The sequence below is a fragment of the Aneurinibacillus sp. Ricciae_BoGa-3 genome (assembly GCF_028421645.1).
In the GTDB taxonomy this organism is placed as follows: Bacteria; Bacillota; Bacilli; order Aneurinibacillales; family Aneurinibacillaceae; genus Aneurinibacillus_B.
In genome coordinates, this window is the sequence record NZ_CP116887.1 from 611,105 (window position 1) to 625,956 (window position 14,852).

Annotated in this window: 13 protein-coding genes and 1 pseudogene; 8 read left to right on the forward strand and 6 right to left on the reverse strand. The window is 42.8% G+C overall.

Annotation, left to right across the window (positions count from 1 at the left end; all coding sequences use genetic code 11):
* Positions 1-6 precede the first annotated feature (6 nt).
* Genes PP175_RS03265 through PP175_RS03275 form a run of 3 tightly spaced genes read left to right on the forward strand, consistent with a single transcriptional unit; the run spans position 7 to position 2,787 of the window.
* Entirely contained in the window at positions 7-1,293 is a 1,287-nt protein-coding gene (locus PP175_RS03265) for a branched-chain amino acid ABC transporter permease (RefSeq protein ID WP_442870446.1), read from the forward strand.
* The gene (locus PP175_RS03270; RefSeq protein WP_272441423.1) at positions 1,293-2,063 is read left to right on the forward strand and encodes an ABC transporter ATP-binding protein; all 771 of its coding nucleotides are present in this window, start codon (positions 1,293-1,295) and stop codon (positions 2,061-2,063) included. The genes PP175_RS03265 and PP175_RS03270 overlap by 1 nt, the downstream gene beginning before the upstream one ends.
* 16 nt (positions 2,064-2,079) lie before the next feature.
* A complete protein-coding gene (locus PP175_RS03275; RefSeq protein WP_272441424.1) occupies positions 2,080-2,787 on the forward strand; it encodes an ABC transporter ATP-binding protein in 708 nt (235 codons plus the stop codon).
* 78 nt (positions 2,788-2,865) lie between these two features.
* Here the strand turns inward: PP175_RS03275 and PP175_RS03280 are convergent, their stop codons facing one another.
* Positions 2,866-3,822: a DNA-3-methyladenine glycosylase family protein gene (locus PP175_RS03280; protein ID WP_272443165.1), complete on the reverse strand. Its 957-nt coding sequence runs from the start codon at positions 3,820-3,822 to the stop codon at positions 2,866-2,868.
* A 101-nt stretch (positions 3,823-3,923) separates the two neighbouring features.
* Between PP175_RS03280 and PP175_RS03285 the strand changes: the two genes are divergently transcribed.
* From PP175_RS03285 to PP175_RS03295, 3 genes are all read left to right on the forward strand, one after another.
* Positions 3,924-4,637, forward strand: a complete 714-nt coding sequence (locus tag PP175_RS03285; RefSeq protein WP_272441425.1) for a 2OG-Fe(II) oxygenase — start codon at positions 3,924-3,926, stop codon at positions 4,635-4,637.
* Between the two features lie 220 nt (positions 4,638-4,857).
* The gene (locus tag PP175_RS03290) at positions 4,858-5,787 is read left to right on the forward strand and encodes a DMT family transporter (protein ID WP_272441426.1); all 930 of its coding nucleotides are present in this window, start codon (positions 4,858-4,860) and stop codon (positions 5,785-5,787) included.
* Between the two features lie 220 nt (positions 5,788-6,007).
* A complete protein-coding gene (locus PP175_RS03295) occupies positions 6,008-6,823 on the forward strand; it encodes a hypothetical protein (RefSeq protein WP_272441427.1) in 816 nt (271 codons plus the stop codon).
* Positions 6,824-6,889: 66 nt separating this feature from the next.
* On the opposite strand, the gene PP175_RS03300 is transcribed toward PP175_RS03295, so the two are convergent.
* On the reverse strand, positions 6,890-7,951 hold the full coding sequence (locus PP175_RS03300; protein ID WP_272443166.1) for a lactonase family protein: 1,062 nt from the start codon (positions 7,949-7,951) through the stop codon (positions 6,890-6,892).
* Between the two features lie 191 nt (positions 7,952-8,142).
* On the opposite strand from PP175_RS03300, the gene PP175_RS03305 reads away from it, so the two are divergent.
* The gene (locus PP175_RS03305; RefSeq protein WP_272441428.1) at positions 8,143-8,484 is read left to right on the forward strand and encodes a cupin domain-containing protein; all 342 of its coding nucleotides are present in this window, start codon (positions 8,143-8,145) and stop codon (positions 8,482-8,484) included.
* 46 nt (positions 8,485-8,530) lie between these two features.
* Here the strand turns inward: PP175_RS03305 and PP175_RS03310 are convergent.
* The 3 genes and pseudogenes from PP175_RS03310 to PP175_RS03320 all read right to left on the reverse strand — a co-directional run bounded on the left by PP175_RS03310 (position 8,531) and on the right by PP175_RS03320 (position 12,328).
* Positions 8,531-9,893: pseudogene (locus PP175_RS03310) on the reverse strand (PTS ascorbate transporter subunit IIC).
* Positions 9,894-9,896: 3 nt separating this feature from the next.
* On the reverse strand, positions 9,897-10,169 hold the full coding sequence (locus PP175_RS03315) for a PTS sugar transporter subunit IIB (RefSeq protein WP_272441429.1): 273 nt from the start codon (positions 10,167-10,169) through the stop codon (positions 9,897-9,899).
* A gap of 11 nt (positions 10,170-10,180) precedes the next feature.
* Positions 10,181-12,328 (reverse strand): BglG family transcription antiterminator, encoded by a 2,148-nt coding sequence (locus tag PP175_RS03320; protein ID WP_272441430.1) that lies wholly within the window; start codon positions 12,326-12,328, stop codon positions 10,181-10,183.
* Positions 12,329-12,633: 305 nt separating this feature from the next.
* Between PP175_RS03320 and PP175_RS03325 the strand changes: the two genes are divergently transcribed.
* Positions 12,634-13,788, forward strand: a complete 1,155-nt coding sequence (locus PP175_RS03325; protein WP_272441431.1) for an acyltransferase family protein — start codon at positions 12,634-12,636, stop codon at positions 13,786-13,788.
* 233 nt (positions 13,789-14,021) lie between these two features.
* Here PP175_RS03325 and PP175_RS03330 read toward each other — a convergent pair whose 3' ends face one another.
* Entirely contained in the window at positions 14,022-14,447 is a 426-nt protein-coding gene (locus PP175_RS03330) for a VOC family protein (RefSeq protein WP_272441432.1), read from the reverse strand.
* Positions 14,448-14,852: the final 405 nt, after the last annotated feature.

Consider the following 14,852-nt stretch of genomic DNA (forward strand, 5'->3'; position numbering starts at 1 on the left):
ATGACCATGGGACCCATCAAACAATTGTTTTCACACGCACCTGTCCAGTATGGGGGAATTCTACTCTATATAGCAGTTGCAACCGGCTGGCTCTATTATTCGGATCGGTCTGTAACCCCGTTTCTGATGCTTCTCTTCTCACTTCTGCTTCTTTATTATGCCTCACGGGTACCTGGGAAGGTGAAACTTCTTATTGGGGTTATTGCCATGGTTGTGCTCCTTCCAATGGTCGCTGGTGACAACCGGTACTACATGGAGGTTGCCACGCAGGTCGGGATCTATGTTGCCATGGCTCTTGGCCTCAATATCGTGGTAGGGTTCGCTGGGCTGCTTGACCTCGGATATGTAGCGTTTTTTGCTTCAGGCGCTTATGTGTACGCCATCTTTTCTACCACGCAGGCCAGTCATTTTATACCTGCTTCCCTGATTCACTTTCCGCTTTCAGGCGTCTGGTTCTGGCCCTTCCTCATTGTAGGCCTGTTGATTGCAGCTGTCTTCGGGATTCTGTTAGGACTTCCAGTGCTTAAGGTAAAAGGCGACTATCTGGCGATCGTTACGTTAGGTTTCGGGGAAATCATTCGGATTGTATTCAACAATTTGGATAAACCGATCAATATCACAAACGGACCGCAGGGGATTACCCCAATTACGGCACCTGAACTTTTCGGTGTGAAAATGGATAGCCCATTTTATTTTTACTTTATAGTTCTCGTTGTGATAGCGATCATTGTTATTGTGAATAAAAGACTGGAAAACTCCCGGCTTGGCAGGTCGTGGATTGCCATTCGCGAGGATGAGCTGGCGGCCCAGGCGATGGGAATTCCACTCGTTCGCACGAAGCTGCTTGCATTTGCAACGGGTGCGTCGTTCGCAGGTATCGTGGGGGTAATCTTTGCGGCCAAGCAGACGTTTATTGACCCGACCAGTTTTACGATGATGGAGTCCATCGGTATTCTTGTAATGGTTATTCTGGGGGGCAGCGGCAGCATTCCCGGGGTAATATTGGGAGCCGCTCTCGTGACCGTCCTTCAGGTTCAGGTTCTTAAGGAATTCTCCAACTGGCTAAATGAACTGCGTGTGGCTGGCCTTATTAACATTCCAAACCAGCTGGACCCGTCAAAATTCCAGCGCCTGGTTTTCGGCATCCTGCTGATCCTCTTTGCGCTTTACAGGCCGAATGGACTCATTCCGGCTAAACGGAAAAAGCTTGACATAGATAAAATTTCAAAACAGAGCGGTGCTAGTGAAGCGGTATTGGCCGACAGTAAAGATCCACAGGAGGTGGCAGGCTGATGGCGCTGCTTGAGGTAACGAACATAACCAAGCGTTTCGGAGGTCTGACCGCTATCAAGGACGTGAGCGTAGCGATCGAAGGGCAGACCATAACGGCTGTCATCGGCCCGAACGGGGCTGGAAAGACCACGTTTTTTAATATGATTACCGGCTTTTATACTCCGGATGAAGGCGACATTCTATTAGATGGAAAATCAATCAGAGGCAATAGGCCCGACCAGGTGGCAGCTAAAGGCATTGCACGGACGTTTCAAAATATCCGGCTGTTTAAAGAGATGACAGCCATTGAGAATGTGATGATTGGGATGGATACGAAGCTTCGTTCAGGGCTGTTTGGCATCCTGTTTAATCTTCCCCACGTAAAAAGGGAAGAGGAGAGGGTAAAGGCAGAAGCGTACCGTCTCTTAAAATATGTGGGCATTGAAGACATTGCCAACACGGAGGCAGCAAGTCTCCCTTATGGGGTGCAGCGGCGGCTGGAGATTGCGAGGTCACTTGCCATGAATCCGAAAATCCTGTTGCTGGATGAGCCTGCCGCAGGCATGAATCCCCGCGAAACTGTGGAATTAACGGAATTTATCCGCAGAATGCGCAGCGAACTGAATCTGACCATCGTTTTAATCGAGCACGATATGAAGCTGGTCATGGACTTAAGCGAGCATATTCATGTGCTTGATTACGGGCAAAAAATCGCAGAAGGCTCACCGGAAGAAATCCGCAACAACCAGCGGGTAATTGAGGCGTATTTGGGACCTGGTGAAGCATCGTAGGGGGGGACAAGGAATAATGGCATTGCTGAGGCTGCACAATATCAACACCTATTATGGCGGGATTCATGCTTTAAAGGGCATTTCTCTGGAAATTAACGAAGGTGAAATTGTTACACTTATCGGTTCCAATGGCGCCGGGAAGTCCACAACACTCAAAGCAATTTGCGGGCAGGTAACGGCCAAGGAAGGCATAGTCGAGTTTAACGGACAGCCTATAACGAATACGAAACCGCACCTGACCGCTGCGATGGGGATCGCCCATGTGCCGGAAGGCCGGCGGATTTTTCCAAAACTAACCGTGCGGGAAAATCTTGAAATGGGCGCTTTTAGCATAAAGGATAAAGAGTGGATTAAATCGGAGATGGATCGGTGTTTCAGGTATTTTCCGCGCCTTAAGGAACGGATCGACCAGAAAGGCGGAACCATGAGCGGGGGAGAACAGCAAATGCTGGCCATTGCACGCGGGCTTATGTCACGACCGAAAATTTTGATGCTGGATGAGCCTTCAATGGGGCTGGCTCCCATTCTTGTTCGGCAGATTTTTGATATTATCCAGGAATTGAACAGCGAGGGTATGACCGTTCTTCTCGTTGAGCAGAACGCGAACCAGGCGCTGCATATTGCCCACCGGGGTTATGTCATTCAGACAGGCCAAATCATCCTGGAAGACGATGCAAGCCTGCTGTTGTCCAACGCCCAAATCAAAGAAGCTTATCTTTCATAACAAAAGCCTGCCCTCTTTACCATGAGGGGCAGGCATTTTATTATGCAGGAAACAGCGGTCATGGCCTGGAAGCTGTCCTCAATAGAGCAATCTCCATAAATAAAAAGTGGCATACGATTCCCAGTTTGTCCATCTGGCGGACAACTGTATGATTTCTTCTTTCGTCGGTTTAGTTTTAGTACCCATTACATGCTTAATCGCATTGTGCAAACCGACATCATCAATGGGAAAGGCCGAAGGAATTCTTATGCAGCGCATCAAAACATAATTTGCTGTCCATGGCCCAATGCCGCGAATTTGTAGTAGCATCTTTTCGGCTTTTTTATAATCACCTGCACCCACCAATAGCTCTTTGGATAGCTTGCCTTCAACCATCAACCGTGCAACGCCAATGATATACTCACACTTCTTTACTGTCATTCGTAATGCAACCAGGTCTTCCACCTTCAATGCTGCGATATCGTGCGGGGTGGGGAATAGCCAGTACTGCTGCCCGTCACATTCCACATGGCGGCCGAATGTTTCCACCAGGCGTCTTTTTAACGTGTAGGCAAACGCCAGGTTAATTTGTTGGCCAATAATCCCCCAACAGATCGCCTCAAATAAATCAGGTATGCCCATATTGCGCAACCCATAGAATGAGTCGACGGCTTTGTGCAGCAGCAGATCGGTTTTTGCCAGATGATAAAACGGCAGAAGGTTGGTATCTAAATCGAACCATTCCCAGACATACTGAACGACCGCTGCCCGTACTGATTTACTGGAAGGTGTTGTATCCCCGATGAAGTGAATGGCCATCACATTTTCTTCTTTTGAGCTCAGTTCAATTACAGGCGTTTCGTCTCCAATCGCCAGCGCTTTATAAATCCGCCCATCCTTAATGCGCCATAAGCACTCGTTTGGGGCATTGGATAAGTATTTAATATTTTCGGCAAAGCTAAATTCTGTCGGCAGAAACAACCTTAATTCTTGCCCGTCATCTTCCCAGGATACATCACCAACGCAGATCCCGCAGTTTCTAGTCGCTTTCATCATGATCCTCCATTCATCAACACCGTATGTATTTAGTTTTAACATAAAAACGGACGTATCCAGTTCCGATATCTCAAGCATCTACTGCAAAAGGAGTTTACGATATGCCTAATGGCCTTGCACAGCGAATGGCTGCCCTTGACTGGACTTCACTGCAGCACACCTTACACGAGCAGGGGTATGCGCTGATTCCAACTTTATTGGATGCTGATCAATGCAGTGAAATCATCCAGACGTATGAGGAGGAATCCCTTTTTAGAAATACGGTTGATATGGCCAGATATCGTTTCGGGATCGGCGAGTACAAATATTATCAAGCTCCTCTTCCGGATCTGCTGCAGCAGCTTCGTGAAGGTTTTTATCCCGAACTTGCTGAAACGGCTAATCACTGGCTGGAACAACTTGGGCGGGATGCTGTGTATCCGGCTTCGCTTTCGCAGTTTCTTGACCAGTGCCATCAGCAGGGCCAATTACGCTCGACACCGTTAATTTTAAAGTATGAAACCGGGGGATACAATTGCCTGCATCAGGACTTGTACGGCGAAGTGTTCTTTCCGTTTCAAGTGGTATTCGTCTTAAATCAAAAAGATAGGGATTACACCGGAGGCGAGTTTCTGCTGATGGAACAACGCCCGCGAGCCCAAAGCAGAGGGCATGTGGTTACCATTGATCAAGGCGCTGGGCTTATCTTTCCTACAAATTACCGGCCAGTACCGGGCGCACGCGGTTACTATAAGACAATGCTGCGCCACGGCGTTAGCACGATTACTTCAGGAAGAAGGTACAGTCTCGGTATTATTTTTCACGACGCACAGTGAGCTCTTGGCGAAACACAAGTCATTTCAGCTGCCTCGGCCGGTTTTTTAATTCTACGAACGGACAGAATAGTTACACAAATCTAAGCAACAATACGGTATAATAATTTCCGTGAGTAACAGAAGTATTGAAAATAAACGTAACCAGTAACCAAGTAGCAGGAACTTCCTTGAAGTATTTCTGTCAGGCTGTACGAATCCGTTACGTTAGCGGGGAGAAGAGATGGGTTCTCAAAATATAGCGATGTCTTATTCAAGAACAAATGGAATTGTTCTCGTACTCACAGGAGCTGTGTTATGGGGAATATCAGGGACTGTGGCTCAGTTCTTGTTTCAGCAGCAGGGGTTTAGTCCGGAGTGGCTGGTCGTGGTCCGCTTATTATTATCAGGCATTATTTTATTGGCACTAGCCTATCGAAAACAAAAAGAGCAAAGTATATGGGTCATTTGGAAACAGAAAAAAGAACGAATAAGTCTTGTTCTATTTAGTATCCTCGGAATGCTTGCCGTCCAATATACATATTTTGCGGCCATCAAATATGGAAATGCAGCCACAGCCACCATCCTTCAATATTTAGGACCTGTGCTCATTACGTGTTATGTAGCCGTACGTTTGAAACGATTGCCTAGCGTAAAAGAAATAGCAGCTGTTCTGTTAGCGGTGGTTGGTACATTTTTTCTTGTGACCCATGGAAGTTTCCACAGTCTATCTATTTCCGGATGGGCCTTATTCTGGGGGCTTGCCTCTGCGGTTTCACTTGCTTTCTACACACTGCAGCCCCATAAACTTCTTGCAAAATGGGGTTCAACCCTTGTCGTGGGGTGGGGGATGTTAATAGGAGGCGTCGGTTTTAGCTTTATCCATCCCCCCTGGAAGTTTGAGGGGCATTGGTCCGTTCCTTCAATTTTTGCCGTCCTATTTATCGTAGTATTTGGAACACTTATTGCCTTTTATTGTTATTTAGAAAGTCTAAAATATATCAGTGCTTCTGAAACTAGTTTGTTAGCTTGTGTCGAGCCGTTATCAGCGGCCTTTTTATCTGTGATATGGCTCCATGTCCCCTTTGGTTTGGCTGATTGGTTAGGGACACTATGCATTCTAACTACCATCGCTATTTTATCTATTGCTAAAGATAAACAAAGGAACCCATAAACAGTCGCCCTCTTGCATGCGCATTGTCAATATTCTGTGATTGTGTTATAATGTTACGCAAGGTATTAGGAAAAATTCTTTTCTGCGCATAGTGAAGTACCGCACATTCACTCTTAAAGGTGTATTGTGTGGTTTTTTTATGCCCGATAGCGAATGAATAGAAAGATTAGAAGGTATAGCTGTTGTTGACGTTACAACATGTTTTCAAGAGGAGCGCAAAATGGACAGTAAACGATTTCTATTAAAGTACAAAAAGGTAATGATCTGGGCTGGATCAATTATAGGTGCTAGTGCTTTACAGTTTCTCGTATTGCAGCAGATTGATAGTTTCTTAAAACCCCCTGCTTTCGAGAGGGCAAATGCACAAACCGTAACAGCTGGGGATGCTCTTTCTCAAACAGTGCAAATTCCAAAGGGCGTTACGCACTATGTATTTACACCGAATCACAAAGCCGTTGCCTACATTACAAGCCCTCCTAATAGCCATGAAGAGGCGCTCGTGATCAAGGACGCCAAAGGAATTCTTTATCAAGAAACGATAAAAGGGAATATCTATATGGAATGGTTGGGCCAGTCAAATACACTGGTGTATATGGTAGAGAGAAATAATGGCCAGGAAATGTATTTATTCCAGGCGCAACATAAAGAGCCACAGCTTATCTATAATTGGCCGGGTGTAGATCGCAAAGTAATGAAAATATTCTTCTCCCCTTACCTGGAATTTTTCTATGTCGAAATGAGAGACGGGCAAAATATTGAGCTGTACAAGTATACCTTTTCAACAGGGCTCAATCCGCTGCCTGTTCAAGACATCAAAATCTCCCAGCTTAGCTACGATGACAAGAAGGATATTGTCTATATAACGGATCAGAATCATGAAAAATGGGTATACAAAGATGGAGCCTTATATGACAAAAATGGTCAGATATATGCAACGCAGAACATTATCCCTAACAGCCACAAAAAAACCGCCAATCAAACTCAGTTGAAAAACGAAGCGGCTAAACAGGTTCAACGTGAAGCGAGATCAAAATAAGAAGAAAGCCCGGGAGCTACCACATCTGATATCTCCCGGGCTTTTATCGCTCTCCGTCCAATCCGATTATGCGTTTAAGAATTTTACACAAACAGGGTGCGGAACCTTTATATCCGATTGCAACAGCGTTAATTTCCCACTATGTTCATCTCTCGCGTACAATACAAGGCTGCTGGATTCTTGATTGGAAGCCACTATGAATTTTTCGGTTGGATCTAAAGAAAAATCTCTTGGCCAGTCACCTTGAGTGGAAGTATGCTCCACAAAGGTAAGTTCACCAGTTTCTTGATTAACACGGAATACGGCGATACTATTATGGCCACGGTTTCCGGCATAGACGAAGCGGCCGTCAGCAGAAATGTGAATGGCGCTGCCCTGATTATTTTCTTTGAAATCTGCAGGAAGGGTAGAAATATATTGCTGTTCTGTGAAATGGCCATCTTGAGCATCATAAGTTAGAACGATAACCTCAGAACTGAACTCTGTCATGATATAGGCAAATTTATGATTTGGATGAAAAGCGAGATGCCTTGGACCGCTCCCTGGGTGGGTGGCTAAACGGCTAACTTCTTTTAATTTGCCCTCTTCGTTTACCTCATACGTAATAAGCGAGTCCGTGCCTAATTCGACAACCGCAACGTATTTTTCGTTGGGTGTGACCCCGGCAAAATGAGTATGAGGTTTTTCCTGCCTTGGATCCGGGCCAGAACCTTCATGTTTGATTACAGAAACAGCAGGTTCAACGGATCCATCCTTTTGGTCAATTAAGTGGGATTCAACAGATCCTTTATGGTAATTCGCACTAAAAACATATCGATTTTCACTGTCCACGCTTACATGGCATGGCGGCGATCCTGCTTGCATCTGGCTATTGATGGCCTTAAGCTCTCCTGTTGAATCATCAAGAGAAAAAGCGGCCACACCACCAGCATCCCCTTGTTTTGCTACAGAGTAAAGATAACGATTGTCTTTGCTTAGATTTAAGTATGTAGGATTTTCCAACTCTGCAGCGACCTTAATATCTTTTATTTTTTCTTCCGTAGAATCTAAAGTAAAACAATATATGCCCTTGCTTTCACCTTTGGTGTAAGTACCAACATAACCAATGAATTTACTGCGGTTTGTCATTATCTTTGCTCCTCTTTGAAACAATTTCCATTCCAAATTTAGTTTATCATAAACCTTAATAATTATTCCAACCCCACCTTTGAAATAGGGTACCATGGTGTTATAGGCTAGCGTAATAAGATTGCAGTATAATTCAAGTATTATGATGATGTCTGGGAAAGCCCGGATTTTATTTGATGGGAGATATGGAAATGAAAATAAGCAAACACAGTGCTGAACATTATATATGGGGAGGTAATTGTGATGGGTGGCATTTAGTGAAAAATCAGGATGTAAGTGTCATTCATGAATGTATGCCACCTAATACTTCGGAAACAAGACATTATCATCAACACGCACGCCAATTTTTCTTTGCTTTATCAGGTACAGCAACCATTGAGGTAGATGGTAAAGAGATTATTTTACATCCGCAAGAGGGAGTAGAAGTTCCTCCTTTAATGCCACATCAAATGTTTAACAAGTCAAATGATAATGTTGAGTTTTTGGTAATTTCCCAACCGACAAGTAAGGGTGACAGGGTTTTAGTGGACTAAAAAACACCCCCTCTTGGTGGATCACGAGGAGGTGTTGTATTCAGTTTTATGATGCTTTATTGATCCCTTTATTAGCTATATTGTTCTTTCCTCCACTTAGGAAGGCGAATAGAATGAGAATGATCGGAAGGACGTAAATTATGATGGTACTTGTTTTAATTAGATTTCCTAGGATGAGACCAATCATTCCGAAGTCTGCATCACCGAATGTAGTTCCTTCAAATCCTAGTGAACCGAGCACAGGGAGAAGGAGAGCAGGTAGAAAACTGATCATGAACCCATTAGCCATTGAACCTAAAATAGCACCACGACGTCCGCCGGTTGCATTACCAAAAACCCCGGCCGCAGCTCCTGTGAAGAAGTGAGGAACAAGACCTGGTACGATAACTTTAAGACCTAACAGGGCTAAGATAGGCATGCTTATAATGCCTGCGATAAAACTAAATAAGAATCCTACAATCACAGCATTTGGAGCAAATGGGAATACCGCTGGGCAATCAAGAGCTGGAATCGCATTAGGCACCACTTTATCTGCAATCCCCTTAAATGCAGGTACAATCTCTGCTAACAGCATGCGAACACCTGCAAGTACGATGTATACACCAGCAGCGAACGTAATGGCTTGCGTCAGAGCGAATACAAGGAAGTTGCTACCTCCGCTTAATTCTTTTTCAATGTAAGAAGGACCAGCAGCGAAGGATACGATTAAAAACATAATCGTCATGGTGAGAGAAACTGCAACTGAAGTATCCCGAAGAAATCCGAGAGACTTTGGTACTTTAATATCTTCAGTGGATTTGGTTTTATCTCCAAAGAATTTTCCTACGGTACCTGAGACGAAATAACCCAGGGAACCAAAATGACCGAGTGCGATATCATTTGAACCTGTAATTTGACGGGTATAAGGTTGAAGGAGGGCTGGCATAAACACCATTAAAAGCCCTAATAGAATAGAACCCACGACAACTAGACTTACGCCAGACAAACCACCTGTGGAAAGAATAACCCCAATCATACAAGCCATAAACATCGTATGGTGACCGGTGAGGAAAATGTATAAATTTGGTAAAACGAGCAAGTAAAATATTCGCAATCATACCAAATAACATGATCATCGCGGTTTCAGAACCGAAGGATTTTTGGGCTAGGGCTACAATCGCTTCATTATTTGGAATGACCCCTTGAATGTGAAAACCCTTTTCAAACATTTTTTCGAAAAAACCCAGGGCGGTTGTAAGTACACCAGCACCCGCTCCTAAAATAATAAAACCCATAATCGTTTTAAGTGTCCCCGCTACGACATCAGCAATGCCTTTTTTCTGAAGAAGAAGACCAATAAGGGCAAACAAACCAACCAAAATAGCAGGTGTACCTAAAATGTCGTTCATAATGACATGAAGAATGTACATGTGTTAACCCTCCTTAATATTATCTTGCAGTGCTTGCTTAATCTCATTTGAATTCAATAAATTTTTAAGACTAATTAACACACGCTTTCCATCGTTGAGTTGTTCCATAATTTCAGGGGAACCGATAAAATAATCGGCGACTTCGGATTTAGCTGTGGTCAAATCTGTGTGAGACACATCAGCCTCAATGCCTAATTCTTGTAAGGCTTTTTTTACGTTCATTTCAATGATAAAGCTGCTACCTAATCCATTGCCGCATACTACTAAAATTTTCATTTTAATGCCTCCTAATTAGATGAGTACTGATTGATTAACGTTAGAATTTGGTTTTTTGATTTAGTGTTTAAAATTTTGTTTATATTATCTTCGTTTCCTAGCAAGGCAGATAACTGTGACAAAGCTTTTAAATGCGTTTCATTGTCAATCGCAGCTAGGACAATCACTAAATGTACTTGATGTTTTGGGTCATCTGAAAAAGCAACAGGATTCTCTAAACAAAGAAGACTCATTCCTAATTGATTCACTCCAAATTCAGGTCTTGAATGTGGAATAGCAATCTTTGGTGCGAGCACAATGTAGGGACCTAATTCCTCCACATTTTGAATCATAGACGTTACGTATTGTGGTTTAATAAATCCTTGCTTTAACAGCGGTTCTGCAGCTATGCGGATGGCATCTGGCCACTGCTTAATTTCCGTTTTAAATTGGATCATCTCATTGGTAAGTAGTTCATTTAACATTGGTTTTCGATTCTCCTTTATCCACTGTCTTTCAGCCGAGAAATATTCGGACAGTTCGTCACTTAATCTCCTTTCATCTAGGATATTTGCATGTTTTTTTATAATATCTAGTAAAGTTTTAACGGATGGTGAATGCGTTTTTCTATTCTTTTTCTGCACCAAATGGTTCACTTGACTCAGAAGTTTTTCTTTCTCTGTATCCGTTAAAATAGGACTAACGATGAAGACTGGTAAATGCTTTTTTTGGATGGGAGCCGTTGAAAAAATAAAGTCCACCTCAAACTCTTGTGATTCGTACTCTCTAAGCGAAACAGTGGAAACAATATCTATGGTAGAAAACAAGCTCTCCAATTGGCCTTGTAATATGCGCGACGTTGAAATACCATTCCCACATACAATCATCGCCTTTTTACGGTGCATCATATTAGTGCCTTCTCTTTTCATCCACCCGCCAAAATGCATGGCAATGTAGGCGATTTCTTTTTCGCTGACGGTTTTCCCGATGAAATCTTCGAAATAATGCATCACCTTTTTTGTGATTTCAAAGATTTCTTTATATTTATCTTGAATGGTCTCGATAAGTGGGTTTTCAATCTCTAACCCATATTTAATTCTGTAATAGGCGGGTTTTATATGAATGAGCATTTTTTGCTCAAACTCGTCTCGATGACGAAAAAAGACGCAAGCGTATTTTTGAAAATCATCCACCATTTTGCGAATAATGGCTTTCAAATGCGTCATATCATCCTCAGGGTTACGCAAATCCGGGTTGAAATAGTTGACTTTGGCTGCCAAAAGATTCATAGTGATATAACAAATTTCATCTTCTGGAAACTCGGTACAAAACATGGATTCTAATTCCACACTGATTTTCTTAGCTGCCTTATATTCCGGTGTTGATTGGAGTATATTTTTTTCATCTTCATCCATCGTTACGCGTCTTCCGTGCTTGAACCGTTTGCTGAAGATGATAAGACGAACAGAGAGCTGGAGAAGCATTTCGTCTGTGATGTGTCTTCCTACCTCTTGAACAAGTTTATCTATCTTCTGATAAACAAACGAAACTTGTTCTTCTTGTAGCATCGGTGTCATCGGATCTTGCAAAGAAAGTGGTTTCGATAGTTTCATATCTAAGAGTTGGTGAATCTCTGTCAACAATGTTTTCCATCCTTGTTTTGATAATACCTGAGATAAATAATGAACCAACGCTTTTCGCTTATTACTTTCATCGCCTTCAATTAGATACCCATGCTTACGATGAAAGGATACCCACAATTGAAAGTTGTGAAGTTCCTCCTTCACTTTGTTTAAGACCGTGTTCGTGGTGCCACGACTGACCCCTATTTTTTCAGCTAATTCCTTAAGAAAAAGCCCCTTTGTTCCTGAAAGAAGATAGATAGCGAGAAGGGCCTTGCGTTCTTGGTCTGAATAATAATATTGACTTCGTCTAACGACTTGAATGATGGAAGACACTTGTTTTTTTGTCTCTTCCGTTACATAAAATCCCATTCCGCGGACGTACTGCACAGGTGGGAAGCCCTGTTCTTTTAACCAGTAATCAATTTTTTCAATATCGTAGTACACCGTTCGTTTAGAGATGTGAAGTTTCTCGGTGATCTCATTAATCGGTATAAACGATGAAGAGTTAATGAATTGAGATAGAATGAGGGTGCTGCGTTCGTCTAGTAACATCATGGACCCCTTTTGTTGAATGTGCAAAATTATACGGTTGGTGCATCAAATCAGATGGAAGTCTTCGGTTACTATTCACTTTACACCTTGAAAATAAAATATGTAAGAGGTTTCACCGTTCAAATTGCGTACAAAGAATTGTGCAATTTTGAACGCTTTGTTTTTTTATGTGTGGTGAGTTTCTTGGTCAATGGTCGTCATTTATTTTATGGTATTCTTATGTTGGGAGATTTGATGGGAACAGCAAAAAATCACCCCACCGGTACATGGTACCATTTTGAGAAATATGACTATAAGTGTAACGACACGTGGTAACGAGTTCAACATCGATTGGGGGAACAGTTCTGAAGCGGCTATATTATCTTGATAACTTACGTATATTTTTAACGATGTTAGTTATCGTTTTTCACACGTCGATTGCCTATGGAGGGGCAGGTTCATGGTATTACGAAGACTTTAGCAAAAGTCTCGGTGTAACTCCAACAATGGTAGTTTTGACGATATTTACCGCTGTATGTCAAGCTTTTTTCATGAGCTTATTTTTCTTTTTGTCTGCATACTTTACGCCGGGTTCCTACGAACGCAAAGGACCACTCAAGTTTATAGTAGACCGCTTAATTCGTCTCGGAATTCCGCTCTTAATCTTTTACTTTGCCATTGATCCACCTATAATTTGGTATCTGTATTTCAAAAATAGCGAGACTCTGTCCGTGTTCTATGAACAGGTTGTGTTTGGCTTCAAAAAGGCATTTTTTGGACCTACGTGGTTTATTGAGACATTGATTTACTTTGCGGTAATCTATACGTTAATCTGCCAGTTAATCAAACCACGCAGGAACGGCAGACTCCAATTTGCTTTTCCAAGCGGGAAGATACTATTATTGACCGCCATTCTCTTTGGACTGATTGCATTTGTCGTGCGTTTAAAGTATCCGACAGGTACGGGTCCACTTGAATTACAACTTGGCTATTTTCCTTTATATATTTTAATGATGGTGATTGGTATTGTTACTTATAGAAATCATTGGCTAGACCAAATCCCCGAGAGGACTGCAAGAGTCTGGAAGTGGGTCGCTATTTGTGTTATTCCCTTGTTGCCGATAGGGCTGATTTTAACAGGGGCTCTCAATGGGACTTTGGCCATAAACGGTGGAATGAACGTACAAGCGCTTATTTATGCAATGTGGGAGCCGTTCGCCTGTTTTGGCATCTGTTTATCGTTGCTGCTCTATTTTCAGAGACGTTGGAATTTTAGTAACACACTTACGCAAGCACTATCAAGCACAGCTTATACGGTTTACATCATTCACCCACCAATCGTCATCGCCTGGACGATGCTACTTCACATAGTCAGGCTTCCCGAGATAGTGAAATTTTTGATTGTTGCTCCAGCCGGTGTGGTTACTTGTTGCCTCGTTGCTTTTGTGATTTGTAAGATTCCATATGCCAAAAATGTGTTGTGAAAACGAACTAGATGGGCATATGAAAGTCCTTGTCCTTTAATAGTACGGGATACCCCACATAAATGCAGAACGGCACTGTTGCAAACAATGGGAACAGTGCCGTAGCCGTAGTGGGTAGGGGATACTTAGTATTGATAATGTAGATTCAACCATCAAAGTCGATAAAATGTACGCAATATGGCAATTTAGAATAAAGTGCCAAGTACAGACAGAACAGAGTCAGTAACAATAATTTATTTTTGGCTCTCAGTGTAAATTTGGAAGGTTACACCGAACTTGTCCGTGACAATTCCGTATGCAGGACTAAAATGTGTTTCTTGCAGTGGCATGTTCACTTGACCGTCTTGTTGCAAGGATTCATAAATCTGCTTCGATTTTTCCAAGTCGTTAGTGGAAATACAGATTGTAACTTGATTTCCACTTTGATGAGATTGCCCTGGAAACGTATCAGAAAACATAAGTTCCGTTTCACCGACTTTTATCGTTGCATGTGCCACAAGTTGCTTTGCATCTGGCGGTAAAGGATAGTCGGGGTTTTCCGGCATTTCTCCGAAAGTTTGGCTAAAGAGGACTTTGCCACCTAATGCTTTTTCGTAAAATTCGATAGCTTCCTTTGCATTTCCATTCATCATTAAATAAGGGTTCAATCGCAATGTCATTATTAGTCAACTCCATACTATTATTTTTTATCCGTTTGTTCCTTTCCCAGTCCAGCCCGCCGTTTAACATCTTTATATCGAAGCAACCACGTTTACCATTATTCCCATAATTCCATCGTATAACAAGGGGCGTGAACACAGCAGCCTGATAATGCCCCGTTGATTCGAAGATGATAGTAGGCGTCTAGATCTTTTATTTGCCGGTAACCCCTATGTACTGCTTGCAGTTCCACAGCATCGCTAGTGATGCGAGATCCTTGTCCCAACCAGCCAAAACATGGTTTCTACAAGTAGGGGGTGAACAGTTTTAGCGACGGGATGGTGTCCCAGGGAATCGACCGTTCTACCCCGGCTACCGTAATTACACCACTTCAATAAAGCCTGGATAGTGGAAGGTGGAAATTG